Here is a 16,495-nt window from a genome sequence, read left to right as displayed (position 1 = left end):
CCCAATAGTCCCTCGGCGTGACATACTAATGACTAAATTTTTTCTTTAATCCTATTTTTTGATATGTATAAGAAGCGTAGACGCTGCATTGATCAGAATGGATAATTATGCCTTCATGGTTTGCTCGTATTTCTAACGCTTCACCCAAGGGGCAATCACCAAAATTGATGATATAGCTTATAAGCTACGATTTATTTATTAAGCAAGTCAATAATCTTTGAAAACCACTTTTATTTCCTGCCTGTCCAATTACTATTTCTAGACAGAGAAAATTTAATCATTTTTCTTTTTGATAAAATCGGCGGGCTTTAGCTCGATTGCCACAATCAGCCATTGAACACCAGCGGCGGCTCCTGTTCCGACTCGTATCAAAAAATAACCATCCACAAGAATCTCCCTCACATTTTTTGACTCGTTCTAAATCGTTTTTAGAAACAAGTAAATCAACAGCAGATTGCAAAATTGGAGGCAGCATAGTGTCCAAGTTTTCCTCGTTATCCATGAACTTCAATGTGTAATGATCCTTTTCCTGGATTACACGCAAAGTTTGATAGAATTTACTTACAGATTCATTGAAACATTCAAGGTCAAGCGGTTGTGGCGATGTCCCCTTTGAAACGGACTTGAAGATTCGATACATGACTTCCCGCATTTCGATAGTCTGCTTTAGAACTTCTCCCGCTTCAGACGGTTTCTCCTCAGCCTTTAAAAGAAGTACTTTTGCTTGTTGCTCGGTCAAGACGTCAGCATGGATGCACCAGTCGACTATTTTAGCGTAACTCGTAAACCAATCCCGCCTTTTCTCATCACTTTCACGCCAACTGACGGTATTGATAAAATCCATACACAAACGTTCTCCGACCATCATATAAGAGTTCATTTCCGGCATATTCAAAGCTCCTTTACTATAACTATCATAATACAAATTGACAGTTAGAATCAACCCAGCTATAATTTAACCATCAAAAGTATTTTTGATGGTTAAACACTAAATTCAGGAGGTACTGAGATGGACAATCCGATGTTGGTAGCTGTTAGAACATTGTTGAAGGAAACATATGATGGACCTGAAAAAAACGCAAGCTGGTACACAGAAGCGAAACCTGGTAGTGGTTTATTCGGAACACTTGAAAAGATATCGGCAGAAGATGCTTCATTGCCTGTCAACGGTACGACAATCGCCGCACAAACAGATCATACCCGCTATTACTTATGGGTTGCGAACTCTTACTTAAATGGGGAAGTACCCAGTAAGGACTGGGGAGCATCATGGAAAATCACAACCGTTGATAAAATCACATGGGCTCAATTTACTGACGAACTTCAACAAGAATACACTAAACTAATAAAAAAGATTGATTCTCTTCGCTCCTTAGATAAACAAACATCGAATGGTTTGTTGGGGGCGCTCGCTCACTCCGCCTACCATCTCGGATCAATACGACAGATGATAAAATCGATTAAAGTCCCAAACCAAACATAATTCAGAAAAAAGCCTGTCACTAAAGAGACATATGTATCCCTTAGTGACAGACTCTTCCAAAAAAGTAAAGGTATTTAATCTAGTATTAAATTCTCCTAATCTAGTCATCTTTAAAATATTCAAGCCGCTATAATTTTCATGTATCATACTAGGTTTATTTAGAAAATATTTTTGTCATGTAATATTCGTTTTGCGATATTAGCCGCCTTTTTTCCATTGGCTTTTCCAGTTTTATTTTGAATATTTATCGAAAAATAATAACTATAGCCATCTTTTTTCACAAAGCCAACAAACCAACCATTTATTTCTTTTCCATTAATTGTACCAGTTCCTGTTTTTCCATATAGCTGTGCCTGCTTTTGTTCATCTATGAAAATAGCATTATTTACTGAACGAATATTTTCCTCTTTAAAGCCCAATTTATTTTCTTCTAATGCAAATAATAATTGAACTTGCTCAATTGGAGAAATTTTCAAAGAAGATTCCATCCAATAGTTATCTATATTACCTGACAGATTTTCATTCCCGTAGTTTAGTTTGTGAAAATAACTTTGTAGCTTTTTCTTCCCAACTTCACGATCAAGTTGTTGAAAATACCAGTTAACAGAATTCTCCAAAGCGGTTGATAAATTCTGATTGGTATTCCATTTTTCAAAAGGATATGCCGTTCCATCCCACAATTGCTCGTTGCTTGTAGTGGAAATTACATTCGTTTCTAAAGCGAATAATGCAGAATAAATTTTATATGTGCTATTTGGGGAAACCCTCTGTTCACTCATTTCACGATTATATATTTGATATTGTTTTTTGATAGGATCATATAGAACAAAACTACCCTTATACCCATTAAAATAAGAACTAAGATCTTCATAAGTAACATTTTTCTCATTAAAATGATACTTATCGTCTGAACTAGCGAGTGCAGAGGAAAGCGAAGTAAAGAGTAACACAACCATTGCCAATAGTGCATAAATAACTTTACTCTTCCATTTTAGTAATGGAGAATCCACTCTGTAGTTAGCTATACTCTGAATTCGTCGTTTAAGTTGTTCTTTCGTTCCTCCTATTCCAGTGGAAAACTGTTTATATGGTCGGTTAAACTTTTTATCCGCAAAATGAATGATTGTATAGCCATATTCGGTGTATCTACTTTCATCCAAAAGACTTAGAACAGAAGCATCACATGCTAACTCTCGATCGATTCGCATTTTTTTTAAAGCCAGCCATACTAATGGATTAAACCAATAAATAATTTGAACTAACCACATTAGGTAATTAACGAAACTATCTTTACTTTTTTGATGGCATAATTCATGTAAAAAGACATATTTTATTTTACTTAACGAGAATTCTTCTTTTGTTTTTTGGGGTAAAAATACATATGGCTTCCACAATCCTAATGTAATAGGAGAGTTAATAAGCGCGGTCTCCCGTAAAATTATTTTTCTTTTTACCCCGACAATCTCCTTGCACTCTTCTAACAATTCATTTATATTTTGATCTTTAATGCTCGTAGATGACTTTTTAATTTGCCTAATTTGATAAATTGCATAAATGGCACTCGCAATGAAAACCATGATGCCAATGATCCAAATTACAAAAAAGAACTGTTGAAAAAATTCTGTATTTGTTTTATTCACAGAAATAGAGAAATCATTCAAAAAATCATGATTGGATGTCTGTGAAATGTCCAAACCACTGAACGTTTGATTGCCCCTAGTTATCTCTTTCTCGTTGAATAGTAAGTTTTGCATATATTGAAATATTTCTTGAAACCGTAAAAAATCCCATGGAATCACGCAAGTAATTATTGGAGCAAAAAGAAAATACCAAATTTTATAATGTGATTGCTGGGATAACTGGTTGTAAAATACTCTTTTGATTAACAGAATTATTAAAATAAGGAGGGATACAACAAGCGTACTTAATAATAACCGGGTTACAACCATTATTTTTCCCCTTCTTTCTTATCCCTCTCAGCTAAGATGCTCTTTAGTTCTGAAATGTCTTCCTTTGATAGCTGTTCATTTTCAATAAAATTTAATACCATTGAGTTTAATGTACCACCAAAAAATTGTTTCAGGAAAGATTTACTTTTCTGTTCCACATATTCGTTCTCTTTAACAAGTGATGTATAAATAAATGCTCTGCCATCTTTTCTTGTTTGTAATACTTTTTTCTTCACTAGACGTACAAGCATTGTATGAATTGTATTCGGCTTCCAATCGCTATTTTTTAATACTTTCTCCACGATTTCAGGAGTGGAAATCGGTTCATAGTTCCAGACTACCTTCATCACTTCATATTCAGCTTCAGAAATTTGCGGAATTTCCTTCATCATGACCCTCCTGCTTTTACATTTGTAGTATTTATTATAGCAGGTTGACCCAAATTATTAAAGCATCAGAAGGACTGAAAATATTCATACAACTCATCAATGAATGATTTATTTAATTGAGTAGCCGAACCACCTTTTGAATAGTGTTCCACTAATGAAAGTAAAAGAAACTGATCATTCCCTGTATCAAAAGCTAGTAAAAAGCTATTTTCATCCCCTTTCTCTCCTTGGTTCATCTTTAATTCAGCGGTACCCGTTTTGGCTGCTAACTGATACTGTTGATTATAGAGTAGATGAGCCGTTCCATTTGGGTTGCTCACAACAGCTTCTAAAAAGGTTCTCATTTCATTTGCTGTTGAAGGGGTAATCGCTGATTTAGTTTTTGGCCTGCTATTGTCTTCTAGCAATCTCGGATAAACGATTTTTCCTTCGTTTTGGAAAACAGAATACATGGCAGCTTGTTGAATAGGTGAAAGTAATAATTCTCCTTGTCCATATCCTGTATCAGCAAGAAGGATATCTGAATTAAATGTCCTGTGATTTGAAATTTGCGCTGGATTCATTGCGATTGGTAAATCTAATTCCTCGCCAAAGATAAATTTATCCAGCCCATTTCGAAACGTTTTTTCTCCCAGTTCTAACGTTTCTTGAGCAAAATAAATATTATCGGAATAAATAAGTGCCTTTCTCATATCGACATGTTGTACATTAGAAACACGAGTAACGGAATACCCTCCCCAAGATTTATCCTTTTGCCAACTAAACCCATTTATTATTCTTCGCTTTTCTGGATATGTCACACCCGCATCAAGCCCGATACTAGCTGTAATCGTTTTAAAAGTGGAGCCTGGAGCATAAGCTGAAGCAAACCTTGAAAGAAATGGCTTGTTTTCATCCTTAGCATATTTATCATATTCATTCTGTGATATGCCACGAACCATTTTGTTCGGATCGTATGAAGGAGAGCTAACTACAGCATAAAGACCACCTTCTTTCGGATTCATGACTACAGTAGAACCTGGATTTTCTTTCAAATGATTGTATGCCTCCATTTGAATATAAGCATCAATGGTTAGTTTAATATCTTTTCCATCTATTTTTTCAGCTTTTTGAATTGTTTGCTTGGTTTTGCCATTTTCATCGACAATCAGAATTTCTCCACCATCTTTCCCACGCAGCTCTTTATCAAGAGCTCTTTCTAATCCGGCTTTCCCTATCATGTCTCCTTCTTTCAAATCAGAATTTTTATCTAAATCTTCCCTTGTTACTTCTCCGATATAACCAATTAAATGTGCCGCAGCTTCTTTTAAAGGGTAATAACGGAGGTTCGTATTTTGATAGGAAATCCCAGGTATGACTTCCGCATTATTGGCTTCGATAATTTTAAGAGGAACAAATAGGTTATCCTTTACCCATCCTTGTTTCAGTTTTTGTTGAATCTCTTCTATAGATATATTTAATTGTTTGCTAATGTTTTGCAGTCGCTTCGTTTTTTCATTTCCTTTGAGTAAGTCTTTCGGAACAATCCCTGCCTCCTTAAAGTTTTCATTCACGGCAATGCCATTGCCAAGGCGATCTTTAATTTCTCCACGTTCTGCTCTCCATTGATGAAAAGCTACCTTATCTTTTCCCTCCATATTAGGAAAAATTAATGAAGGGTCCCATTTTATCAAATACTGATCTCCTGATTTGATAATCCTTGCTTGGTAATTAATTTTATCTAATCTACCTAAAGGAGTTGTTAAGCTTAATTGATAGGTTAACTCTTGCTCATTGCGATTAATTTTTTTTAGGTCCATATTGGATGCGTGAATCCCATCAATATTAATTCCATTAAATATATGATCATATTTGTCGATCACTTCCTTCAACGTATAACCTAATGAGTCGTATGAGTCTTTTTCGAGAACTTCTCCTAATTTTTCATACTCTTTGTTCACTAATATTTGAATAAAGGCATTAGCAACTTTTTGTCCTTGGCTATTCTCACTATTATTCGTAATCATATATAGACTTAAACTGATAATCCCAGCTAAAGAGATCAATATCAATATGATATAGGGTCTGATTCTTCTCTTTTTTCTTTCTACTCTGCTACTCAACTCTCTTCCCCTCATTTCCTTCCACTTAATTACTACATTTGTAGTAATTAAGGTAAATTAAACACAATAATTATTCAGAATCATACCGCTTTTCCTTTAGTTCAAAGTAAGCTTTAAACACATCATTCGCTATTTCTAAATTAACATGTGATTGGTCTGTTCGTAACCAAGGGACAGTGACAGAAACAGCAATTTCCGGGTGATCATAAGGTGCATACCCTCCAAATGTAATATTCCAGAGCATTAGGCCTTGGCTATGTGGTAGCGGGCCATTATATAACGCCTGTGCAGTCCCTGTTTTCCCAGCAATCTTATATTCTTTGTTCTTTATTCCATATCCGGTTCCAAGTGGCTCATTCACTACTTGCTTAAAGCCAAGCTGCACACGTTTAATCCACTCTTCCTTCATGTCAATTTTATTGTACACCTTTGGTTTCATTTCCTGAATAATAGGTCCCAATTCATTTGCTTGGTTAGGTTCACGTACTTCCTTGGCAATATGCGGCTGGATTCGATATCCCCCATTTGCAATAGTGGAAATATATTGGACAATTTGCAATGGAGTATATGTATCATACTGCCCAATCGCATAGTCTAATACTTTTCCGGATTCAGGAGGAATTTGACCGCCACCATAACCACTGTGTTCACCAGGTAAATCAATTCCTGTTCTTACTCCTAGCCCAAATTGAGAGAAATTGTATCTGAATGTTTCAATCGCAGACACTTTATCAATACTTAATAGTCCATTGGGAATATAGGTTTGCTGTCCACCTAATTTCATGGCCGTTAAAAACATATATCCATTAGAAGATCGTTTCAATGCATAAAGATCATTAATTGGACCGAATCCTGTCTTATTCCAAGATTTTTTTGCATTCGTTCCTAAAAATTTTAAAGGTCGATCATTAAGTACCTCACCTGGAACAATTGCACCTGTTTGATAACCCGTTAATACAGTAGCTCCTTTCACAACTGATCCCATTTCATATGAGGTCGTTATATTTCCTAATGCAAAATCATTTACTTCCGTTTTACCTGTTTTTTTATTTTGCTCAAATTGTTTTCCCGCCATGGAAAGAACTTCACCGGAATACGGATTCATAACAGTAACAAATGTTCGATCGAGATAAGGCTCACCAATTCTAGCTTTACCTATTTTTTCTGCAATTATCTTTTCAATCTCACGCTGTAAATCGATATCAATTGAAAGGATTAAATCATCACCTCGTTTTCCTTCTTGCACGACTTCAGACTCTAATATATTTCCGTTTTTATCGATTATGTTTTTGATTTTTTCTTTCTGCCCTTGCAATACATCCTCATATTGATTTTCAATATAACTTTTTCCTACTCGATCATTTCTGCTATAGCCTCTTGCTAAATAATAATCAATAGAATCTTTAGGCAAGCCTTCTTTAGAAGAGGAGACTTTACCAATGACTGAGTCTAAAGTTTCATTCCCTTCTGTATCTTTATAAAGATTATAGCGATCCCAATCTATCGTTGTATCAACACCAGGCAGGGAATCTAAATTTTCACTAATCATTGCAACTTCTTTAGTTGTAGCATCTTTTTTGATAATCTGTGGTGTTAACGGATATCCGCTACTCATTTCACGATAAATAGCTAATACTTCTAGTTCTTGCTTAGTAAATGAGTTTACTTCTTTACTTGTTATACGGTCTAAGGTTAGCTGATAAATTTTTGTATCGTAATGTTCATCATGTTTAAGCTTTTTCTTGTCAGCTACAGTAATTTTCGCTTCTGCTTCATTTGGGTGTTTTATCATCCAGTAATCTTTTTTATCTCTTTCTGTTATTGCTTTTAAATCCTCTTTAGAATCCTTTTTAATAAATATCGCTAGCTTTTCTGCAATTTTTAACATTTCTTCAGTTTTACTATTTTGTGCTCTTGTGAACGTTATGGCGTTAGACGGCTTATTCCCTACAATTAACTTCCCATTTCGATCTAATATTTCCCCACGCGGCATAGCAATTTTTACAGTTACATTCTCCTTTCTGTCAACTTCCCGCTTATAGTCCTCTCCATTTACTATTTGCACAATTCCAAGCCTTAAAATAAGAAGCGAGAACAGCAAAAAAACAATTAAAAATAATATATTTATTCGGAAGGAGGAAACAAATGGTTTTGTCCTCTCTTTTTTTTTCTTCAACGGCACCCTCCCTTTCATAACAATGAATATACGTATTTTGACATTTGTTCTTCCATATTGGATATAGATTCGCTTTTCTCTAAATACTACATTTGTAGTTTTTAAAGCCAAAAAAATTATTTAAAATAATTCGTTAGTCATTTAATGATCGTAAAACTCTATAATTTAGCTTATTTTCTATATTTAGATTTTTTAAAATTACATTCATCACTTCCCATCTTTTACATTTGTAGTATTTACTATAACATGACTCGTCAAATGATTAAAGTACTTTAATCTATAAAATTTTCGTTAGCTGTATGCTTATTATTTGAAAGGAATTAAGTCTGTTCATCCACATGGACAGCATTTAAACGACATTTAGCTCTTTAAGCTCAGTATCCACTTGTTGATGTAAAGCCGCATTGGTTTTATCTATTTTCAAGAAGAATTTCTCTTTTCTATCCTACAATTAACTCCGTTTTACTATTCTAGATTGCTTTAAATCATCCTTCTTGCGCTATACTACACCCCGTTCGTACAAGAACAAAAAAGAAGCATTATCCCTTATTGGATTAATGCGCCATAGTAATTCTTTTATCTAATCTAAATAAAACACTTATACTTTATAGTAAATATCGTTGACTTACAAATATGCCGTTGCTGGGTCATTATTTAGCTCTTCAATTGTTATAAAATCAAAACGAACTTCTTGTTCTCTTCCTTGAGGACTGCAAGCATAGACTCCTGCTAAAATAGTTGAATTTTCTGCCACATCTAAGTGGGCAATTCTAATTTGGTTCCATACTTCCCCGTCCCATGAAAAATCCACATAACAATTTTGTCCAATTTTGGATATACGGTAATATATTTGAACTTCTTCACAGTCTACATATTGAGTAGACCAATCGGAATAGCCCTTATTAGTGACAACTGCACCCAGCTTGCTTAACCCATCTGGAATGTACTCTAGAGAAGTTTTCACCCATACCTCTTCCGAAAATCGAATCATCAGTCCAGCTTGGTCATATTTAGATTTTGGAATAGCTTTAACTCTTGTTGTCATTCTGAAATTCTTGTTAGTTTTGGTAAAGAGAAAATGGCCATTATCTACTTCAAAACCGTAGTGAGTTTTTTGCCAATAATCGGTTTCTTGATCTGTTTCTAAAACAAGTTGGGAAGATTTCGTGTCTATAAACCATTTCTTTGGTTCACAACGCCACTCCAGATTTTCATTTAAACTCTTATCTGCAAAATCCTCATATAATATCCAATTTTTATGCTTCAATGATTCCCCTCCTAAATAAAATCGAATCTTATAATTACATAAATCAAATTTTATTAATTCTTAACTATATTAGGTTCTCTTTTGCCTATAACTTACAATACTGCTATAACTGCCATTCCCTTATTTGTTTAGCAAAGACTACAAAAGCATCATATTATATATTATCTTAAATATCCTCCATTATTAATATCAAATGTGGCACCAGTATAATGTTTAGCTTTATCTGATAATAAAAAAACAACCGTATTAGCCACATCTTCCGGTAAGACAGGCTTATCAATAAGCTGGTGGCTTAGATATGCCTCTTTTCTCCAATTCGGTATTGTATCCATCATAGATGTATCTACCATCGTGGGTGCAACGGCATTAACTCGAATATACGGTGAGAAATTCATGGCACAGCTTTTAGTTAACCCTATTATGGCAGCTTTGGAGAGCCCGTAAATTGCATCTGAACTGCCTTCCATGCCTGACACGGAAGACATATTTACGATTACTCCATTTGACTTGCTTTCCATCAATTTCTTACCAAACATTTGCGAAAAATAAATAAATCCCTTTACATTTACATCTAAAACTTTATCAATTTCATTTACTTGATAATCCAAGATATTTTTAGCTAAATAAATTCCTGCATTATTGACCAAACCATCTATATCAGAATGCTCTTTATCAATATATACAAAAAATTTATGAACCTCTTCATAGTTACTTATATCCAAATGATACGTATGTAGATCATAGCAGTCACCCATTGACTGTTTCAAGCTATGCAAGGAGTGTTTATTAATATCGCAAGCAATGACGGAAGCACCTTCATTTAAACATTTTCTGACGCTTTCCTTTCCAATCCCAGAGGCTGCACCTGTTATTATAACTTTTCTATTTTCGAGCATTTTTTAACACTCCTTTCTTTCAATATTTTTATTAACTAATATTTCATTGTAATTATTACTATCATAAACTATTTGGTTATTAAGATATACTATAAGGGTCGATTAGAAACCTTTCTTTCCAAGTGAATCATCTATGTTTATGTTTTATAAGCTGTCAAATGCATATTCCCCTGATTGACGTAATCTCCATAAAAATCCCTCCAATAAACTTCTGCTTGGAGGGATTATCTAAGTATATTAATTTCATTAATAGTTAGCTGAACTTAAGGACAATGGGACCTATTCCCTTTTAGTGATGAAACCCATTATTAGACTTTGAATCATGTGGCATGGGTCCGTCTAGAGAATCTAAAAAAGCAACAGCTTGTTTGAGATTCATCATAAACAAATGCGCGAGATCCATGGAAAATCCATTGCGAACCACAATGCGCATTATCGTCACTTCTTCCATATCTGGAGGCAATGGATAGGCGGGTACTTGCCAGCCGAACACGCGTAATTGTCGGGATAAATCATAAAGATTCCAGTTCAATGTATAACCATCTTTGAGTCGCCAAGCAAAAACTGGAATATCCGAACCATCAGATAAAAGTTCGAACGATCCCATCTTTTGAATAGCCTCACTTAGAAAAAGAGCGACTTTCTGAGAAGCCCTTTGAACTTCATAGTAGCCACTTTTCCCTAAACGCAGGTAATTATAATATTGAAGGAGCACCTGTGCGCCAGGACGAGAGAAATTTAAGGCGAAAGTCGGCATGTTCCCACCTAAATAAGAGACACGAAAGATGAGATCCTCAGGGAGATCTGCAGCTTCCCGCCAAATTATCCAGCCAAGCCCAGGGTATACTAATCCATATTTATGTCCAGATACATTGATTGATTTCACTCTTGGCAATTGAAAATCCCAAACTAAATCTGGTTGAAGAAACGGCGCTATAAATCCTCCAGAAGCCGCATCTACATGAATGGGAATGTCAATACCCGTTCTTTTTTGTAAATCATCCAACGCTTTTGCAATAGCAGCAACCGGTTCGTAAAGCCCTCTATAGGTCTCACCGAGGATTGGAACCACACCAATTGTATTTTCATCCACTGCGCCGAGGACCCCTTGAGGATCTAATAAGGGATGATCAGGGTTAACCTTCACATAACGTGGTTCAACCTCCCAATAGTTCGCGAATTTTTCCCAAACAACTTGAACAGCAGAACTAAATACAATATTGGGACGCTCCACCGATTTCCCTTTGCTTTTGCGTATGTTCTGCCAGCGTCTCTTTAACGCAAGCCCTGCGAGCATACAGGCTTCCGATGAACCAGTTGTAGAAACACCCATCGTCGTAAGTGGGTTGGGCGAATGCCAGAGGTTGGCTAAAATGCGGACACATCGCTCCTCAATTTCGGCTGTCTGTGGATATTCATCTTTGTCAATCATATTCTTATCGAATGATTTAGTATATAAGTGCTCTGCAGCTGGTTCCATCCATGTGCTAACAAATGTGGCAAGATTTAAGCGAGCATTGCCATCAAGTGCAATTTCATCATGGACGATTTGATAGGCTGTTTCTGGTAACATGCCTTTATCAGCCATGTGGAAACGCGGAACGTCCGATTCCCCTTCACGGGCAAATAGAGGATTTACCGATAATTCATGCGGCAGCTCCATTTGCATGTGACGAGGTAGACTTTGTGAATTATCTGAAATCATCTCTTTTTCTTCGTATGTATCATTTTGAAGTTCTGTTTTTCGATGGTGCTGCATACTTATCCCCCTTTAAATAATATTGTTTAACCATTGTATTATTTACTAAAAAACATTTGTTTTATACTAATTAACGGCACTTCCACCACCCAGAAAGAATTATGGACATAATACACTCAAATTAATAACAAAACAGTCCTTTAAGTGCTATTTAATTAAGAAACCACTTCTAGTAAACTGCACCTTCTATCAAAAGTAAGGTTTTACTTACTAAAGGAATGCTCACGAAGTTACACAGGAGTCTTCTTCTTTTTACATGAAGTACATGTTATTCCTTTTTAAACTGAAATAAAAAACGTCTAATTCCTTATATATCAGGTTTTAGACGTTTTTTATTATAAATCTTTGAAGTATTACATTAATATGTATTATATAAACGCACTCTATTTATGATCATAAAATAAAGATGTCTATTTAATAGAACTTCCTATACTCCCCTCCGTGCAACTATTTATCCTCTACATAAACCACCCTATAGTTGAACACGAATATCACCTATTTAAAGGCTAAATATCTTTCTACTAAACTTTTAGCAAGAATTTTTGATGAATCGAAGAAATTTAAAGAAGTATAAGATCCACAAAAATATAGATCAGTACATACACAAACTACATCTGTTACACCATTTTCCGCAAGATCCATTTCTATATTTTTCCATTGTTGAATAAGCTCTTCCATTTCGCGATTCTGTTTAACATCATAAATTAATTGATCAACCTGGCTTTGAATACGTTCTGTCCAATAAATATCTTTATTATTATTGTGTAGGTAAGGCTGGTATAGCTGATTTTCTACTGTACTTCTGGTACCAATTAAACCAACTTTTGAACTTTGGACACCAATAGCGTTTATTGTTTCTTGGATAATATTAAGAATAGGTACATTGGTCATCTTTGTCATATCTTCATAAAATTGATGGACTACATTACAAGGAACAGCAATAAAATCGCAATTAGCTTCTGTTAAAGATTGTATTCCTATTTGTAAAGTTTTCACCATATCTTCTTTAATAATAGGTTCTTTTGGATGAAAGGGTGTAGGTAATGAATAAATAATCATATGGGGAAAATCAATGTCATTTTTTGCACCATATTGTCGTTCGCATTCATCTAAAACCGACTCAATAAATGGAGCAGTAGAACGTGGACCCATCCCCGCCAAAATACCGATTCTACAAAATTTATTGCTTAGCATTATGAATCTCCTCCTTATTTCTTGTCCATTATATATCATGAGATAGCGTTTTTTCATACACCTATTGTTCAATTAAAATACGATACTTCATTATTAAGTATCGCACAGTGTGTATGATAAAGGCTTAATATCTCCTATTAAATATTAGAATATAAAGTTAAATAAGAAATGACATGAATTAAGTTATTGTAAAGCTAGATTTTATTTTTATAGTACCCTCTATATTAATTATACCATACAAAAAATGGTTATTATAGACTATTTATTCTCCTTTATTACTGCTAAAATCAATAGAACATTAATGGTTAGGAGAGATGCGAATGAGTTCTTTGGTCCTCGATCTGAAAGAAGTTGGAAAAACAGAATATATGCTCGTTGGTGGAAAGGGAGTTAATTTAGGAGAATTATCAAAAATTCATGGAATACAAGTACCAGATGGATTTTGTGTTACAACAGCAGGCTATCAAAAAAGCATCGAACATAACGAAACATTTCAAACATTAGTAGAAAATCTTACATGCTTAAAAATAGAAAATCAAAAGCAAATAAGTGAGATTTCTAGGAAAATTCGGCAAATCATCATGGAAACGGATATTCCCTCCGATGTTGTTAGTGAAGTTGTCACCTATCTCGCCCGTTTTGGCGAGAAACATGCATATGCAGTACGTTCTAGTGCAACTGCTGAGGATTTGCCGCATGCTTCTTTTGCCGGCCAGCAAGACACTTATTTAAATATCATCGGCAAAGAAGCCATCTTGGAGCATATCAAGAAATGTTGGGCTTCTCTATTTACAGATCGTGCTGTAATCTACCGAATGCAAAATGGCTTCGACTATCAGCAAGTTTATTTATCTGTCATTATTCAAAGGATGGTTTTTCCACAGGCTTCTGGGATTTTATTTACAGCTGATCCCCTTACCTCCAACCGAAAAACACTATCGATTGATGCCAGTTTTGGACTTGGAGAAGCGCTAGTCTCTGGCTTGGTATCAGCCGATAATTATAAGATTCAAGAAAATGAAATTGTCCATAAAAAGATCGCTGCCAAAAAGTTGGCTGTAACTGCTGTTAATGACGGCGGAACAAAGACGCAAGCCGTTAACCTTGAACAACAAAAAACACAATCACTGACTGATAAGCAAATCTTGCAACTGGCACGCATCGGAAGAAAGATTGAAGATTATTTTGGCTGTCCTCAAGATATTGAGTGGTGTTTAGTTGATGATAAATTTTATATGGTTCAGAGTCGTCCCATTACTACGCTTTTCCCAATTCCGGAGGCAAATGATCAAGAAAACCATGTCTATATCTCTGTCGGTCATCAGCAAATGATGACTGATGCAATTAAACCACTGGGATTGTCTTTTTTTCTGTTAACGACAAACGCACCTATGCGTATAGCGGGTGGAAGGTTGTTTGTTGATGTCACCCAGCAGCTTGCTTCACCTGCTAGCAGAAACGTGTTATTAAATGGCATGGGACAGCACGATCCACTCCTAAAAGATGCACTCATGACCATCTTGGAGCGGGAAGATTTTATAGAGCGATTACCTGATAATGATCAAGCTCCGAGTCAGAGAAGAGGCAGTACGGCTAGGCAGGCACAATTAGAAAATAATAATCCATCCATCGTTGCTGATTTCATAAAGCGTAGCCAAATATCCATTGAAGAGTTAAAACATAACATTAAAACTAAATCAGGATCAGCGTTATTTGATTTTATTCTGGAAGATATTCAGGAATTAAAGAGGATATTATTTGATCCGCAAAGCACTGCTGTATTTATGGCTGCTATGAATGCAGCAACATGGCTCAATGAGAAGATGAACGAATGGCTGGGAGAAAAAAACGCGGCGGACACCATTTCCCAATCTGTCTCGAATAATATTACTTCAGAAATGGGTTTAGCTCTCTTGGATGTCGCAGATGTGATTCGACCTTTTCCAAAAGTAATTGATTATTTGCAAAGTGTAAAAGATGATAACTTTTTGAATGAAATGCTCAAGTTACATGGTGGTCAGGAAGCAAGCGATGCCATAAGGGCATTTCTCAACAAATACGGAATGCGATGTGCTGGAGAAATTGATATTACGAGACCACGTTGGAGTGAAAAACCACTTACACTTATTCCCATGATTCTTGGTAATATCAAAAACTTTGAACCCCATGCTAGTCAGCAGTTATTTGAACAAGGGCTTCATGAAGCTATGCAAAAAGAAAAAGAGTTATTGGAGCGTTTAAAACAATTACCGGATGGTGAACAAAAAGCAAACGAAACAAAACAGATGATTGACCTAATCCGAAATTTCATCGGTTATCGTGAATATCCGAAATTCGGTATGATCAGCCGTTACTTCATTTACAAGCAGGCCATATTGAATGAAGCTACCCAGCTCGTGCAAGCGGGAGTTATTCATGAAAAAGAAGATATATTCTATCTCACATTCGAAGAACTCCACAATGTAGTACGCACAAATAAGCTGGATTATCAAATTATCAGCAAGAGAAAAGAAGATTACAACATATATGAAAAGCTGTCTCCCCCACGTGTGATAACATCTGATGGCGAAATCATTGAAGGTAAGTATAAACGTGAAAATCTGCCAGAAGAAGCAATTGCAGGTCTACCTGTTTCTTCAGGAATTATGGAGGGCCGCGCTCGCGTTATCTTAAACTTGGAAGACGCAGATTTAGAAGATGGAGATATACTAGTCACCACCTTTACTGATCCTAGCTGGACACCATTGTTTGTATCAATAAAGGGTCTCATCACCGAAGTTGGTGGACTTATGACGCATGGAGCCGTTATTGCACGGGAGTACGGATTACCAGCTGTGGTTGGAGTAGAAAATGCCACGAAACTAATAAAAGACGGACAAAGGATCAGGGTGAATGGGACAGAAGGATATGTAGAAATACTATAATTCATTACCTTTAAATCATAATATCAAGCATTCAAACTACTAGAATGCTTGATATTATGGCTCTTTACTATCTATGGTAAGAACCTCGTTACTTGGACATATAACGGGATAGCAACTGATGATTATTATTAAAGTATGTTAAAATAGATAAGTTTTTCCCAAAGAAAGAAGCCATGTTATTTAATCTCTATTCACAATGGCTTCTTTTGATTTTAAGGTGAAATCGTTTTATGTTGTGTTTTCGGTCAAACTTTATCTTTATGCTCCCTTTCATTCAATACATAAACTGCCCCGATAGTTATATAAGACCACTTTCTTTTTTTAAAATAAAACAATCGTAACTTCTAAATAAAAGT

The 16,495-nt window shown here is 35.4% G+C and carries 11 protein-coding genes; 2 read left to right on the top strand and 9 right to left on the bottom strand.

Annotation, left to right across the window (positions count from 1 at the left end):
* Positions 1–277: 277 nt before the first annotated feature.
* The gene (locus tag NST77_RS06470; RefSeq protein WP_095329307.1) at positions 278–889 is read right to left on the bottom strand and encodes a CGNR zinc finger domain-containing protein; all 612 of its coding nucleotides are present in this window, start codon (positions 887–889) and stop codon (positions 278–280) included.
* A gap of 120 nt (positions 890–1,009) precedes the next feature.
* On the opposite strand from NST77_RS06470, the gene NST77_RS06465 reads away from it, so the two are divergent.
* Positions 1,010–1,483 carry a hypothetical protein gene (locus tag NST77_RS06465; protein WP_095329306.1) on the top strand — a complete coding sequence of 158 codons (474 nt, stop codon included), beginning with the start codon at positions 1,010–1,012 and terminating at the stop codon, positions 1,481–1,483.
* 158 nt (positions 1,484–1,641) lie between these two features.
* Here the strand turns inward: NST77_RS06465 and NST77_RS06460 are convergent, their stop codons facing one another.
* From NST77_RS06460 to NST77_RS06425, 8 genes are all read right to left on the bottom strand, one after another.
* Positions 1,642–3,432 carry a BlaR1 family beta-lactam sensor/signal transducer gene (locus NST77_RS06460; RefSeq protein WP_123259546.1) on the bottom strand — a complete coding sequence of 597 codons (1,791 nt, stop codon included), beginning with the start codon at positions 3,430–3,432 and terminating at the stop codon, positions 1,642–1,644.
* A complete protein-coding gene (locus tag NST77_RS06455) occupies positions 3,432–3,821 on the bottom strand; it encodes a BlaI/MecI/CopY family transcriptional regulator (protein WP_095329304.1) in 390 nt (129 codons plus the stop codon). The genes NST77_RS06460 and NST77_RS06455 overlap by 1 nt, the downstream gene beginning before the upstream one ends.
* Before the next feature lie 65 nt (positions 3,822–3,886).
* Positions 3,887–5,923: a penicillin-binding protein PBP4(5) gene (gene pbp4, locus NST77_RS06450; RefSeq protein WP_176474178.1), complete on the bottom strand. Its 2,037-nt coding sequence runs from the start codon at positions 5,921–5,923 to the stop codon at positions 3,887–3,889.
* A 70-nt stretch (positions 5,924–5,993) separates the two neighbouring features.
* Positions 5,994–8,099, bottom strand: a complete 2,106-nt coding sequence (locus tag NST77_RS06445) for a peptidoglycan D,D-transpeptidase FtsI family protein (RefSeq protein WP_445668906.1) — start codon at positions 8,097–8,099, stop codon at positions 5,994–5,996.
* A gap of 625 nt (positions 8,100–8,724) precedes the next feature.
* The gene (locus tag NST77_RS06440) at positions 8,725–9,366 is read right to left on the bottom strand and encodes a DUF1349 domain-containing protein (protein WP_123257527.1); all 642 of its coding nucleotides are present in this window, start codon (positions 9,364–9,366) and stop codon (positions 8,725–8,727) included.
* Positions 9,367–9,527: 161 nt separating this feature from the next.
* The gene (locus NST77_RS06435) at positions 9,528–10,262 is read right to left on the bottom strand and encodes an SDR family NAD(P)-dependent oxidoreductase (RefSeq protein WP_341122808.1); all 735 of its coding nucleotides are present in this window, start codon (positions 10,260–10,262) and stop codon (positions 9,528–9,530) included.
* Between the two features lie 289 nt (positions 10,263–10,551).
* Positions 10,552–12,021, bottom strand: coding sequence for a glutamate decarboxylase (locus NST77_RS06430; protein WP_341122807.1), 1,470 nt, complete (start codon positions 12,019–12,021; stop codon positions 10,552–10,554).
* Positions 12,022–12,516: 495 nt separating this feature from the next.
* Complete coding sequence (locus tag NST77_RS06425) at positions 12,517–13,215, bottom strand: aspartate/glutamate racemase family protein (protein ID WP_163187574.1); 699 nt, start codon at positions 13,213–13,215, stop codon at positions 12,517–12,519.
* 320 nt (positions 13,216–13,535) lie between these two features.
* Here NST77_RS06425 and ppsA point away from each other — a divergent pair, with 320 nt between their 5' ends.
* A complete protein-coding gene (gene ppsA, locus NST77_RS06420) occupies positions 13,536–16,139 on the top strand; it encodes a phosphoenolpyruvate synthase (RefSeq protein ID WP_095329297.1) in 2,604 nt (867 codons plus the stop codon).
* Positions 16,140–16,495: the final 356 nt, after the last annotated feature.

This window comes from Niallia sp. FSL W8-0177 (assembly GCF_038006285.1).
Classification (GTDB): domain Bacteria; phylum Bacillota; class Bacilli; order Bacillales; family Cytobacillaceae; genus Niallia; species Niallia circulans_A.
The sequence above is the reverse complement of the archived record's forward strand: the minus strand, read 5'-3'. Positions and strand labels throughout refer to the sequence as shown.

Bases quoted from the DNA above. Each gene is read 5' to 3' on its own strand.
- NST77_RS06425 (WP_163187574.1), bottom strand. From the start codon at position 13,215: ATGCTAAGCAATAAATTTTGTAGAATCGGTATTTTGGCGGGGATGGGT.
- NST77_RS06430 (WP_341122807.1), bottom strand. From the start codon at position 12,021: ATGCAGCACCATCGAAAAACAGAACTTCAAAATGATACATACGAAGAA.
- NST77_RS06435 (WP_341122808.1), bottom strand. From the start codon at position 10,262: ATGCTCGAAAATAGAAAAGTTATAATAACAGGTGCAGCCTCTGGGATT.
- NST77_RS06460 (WP_123259546.1), bottom strand. From the start codon at position 3,432: ATGGTTGTAACCCGGTTATTATTAAGTACGCTTGTTGTATCCCTCCTT.
- ppsA (WP_095329297.1), top strand. From the start codon at position 13,536: ATGAGTTCTTTGGTCCTCGATCTGAAAGAAGTTGGAAAAACAGAATAT.
- NST77_RS06455 (WP_095329304.1), bottom strand. From the start codon at position 3,821: ATGAAGGAAATTCCGCAAATTTCTGAAGCTGAATATGAAGTGATGAAG.
- NST77_RS06470 (WP_095329307.1), bottom strand. From the start codon at position 889: ATGCCGGAAATGAACTCTTATATGATGGTCGGAGAACGTTTGTGTATG.
- NST77_RS06465 (WP_095329306.1), top strand. From the start codon at position 1,010: ATGGACAATCCGATGTTGGTAGCTGTTAGAACATTGTTGAAGGAAACA.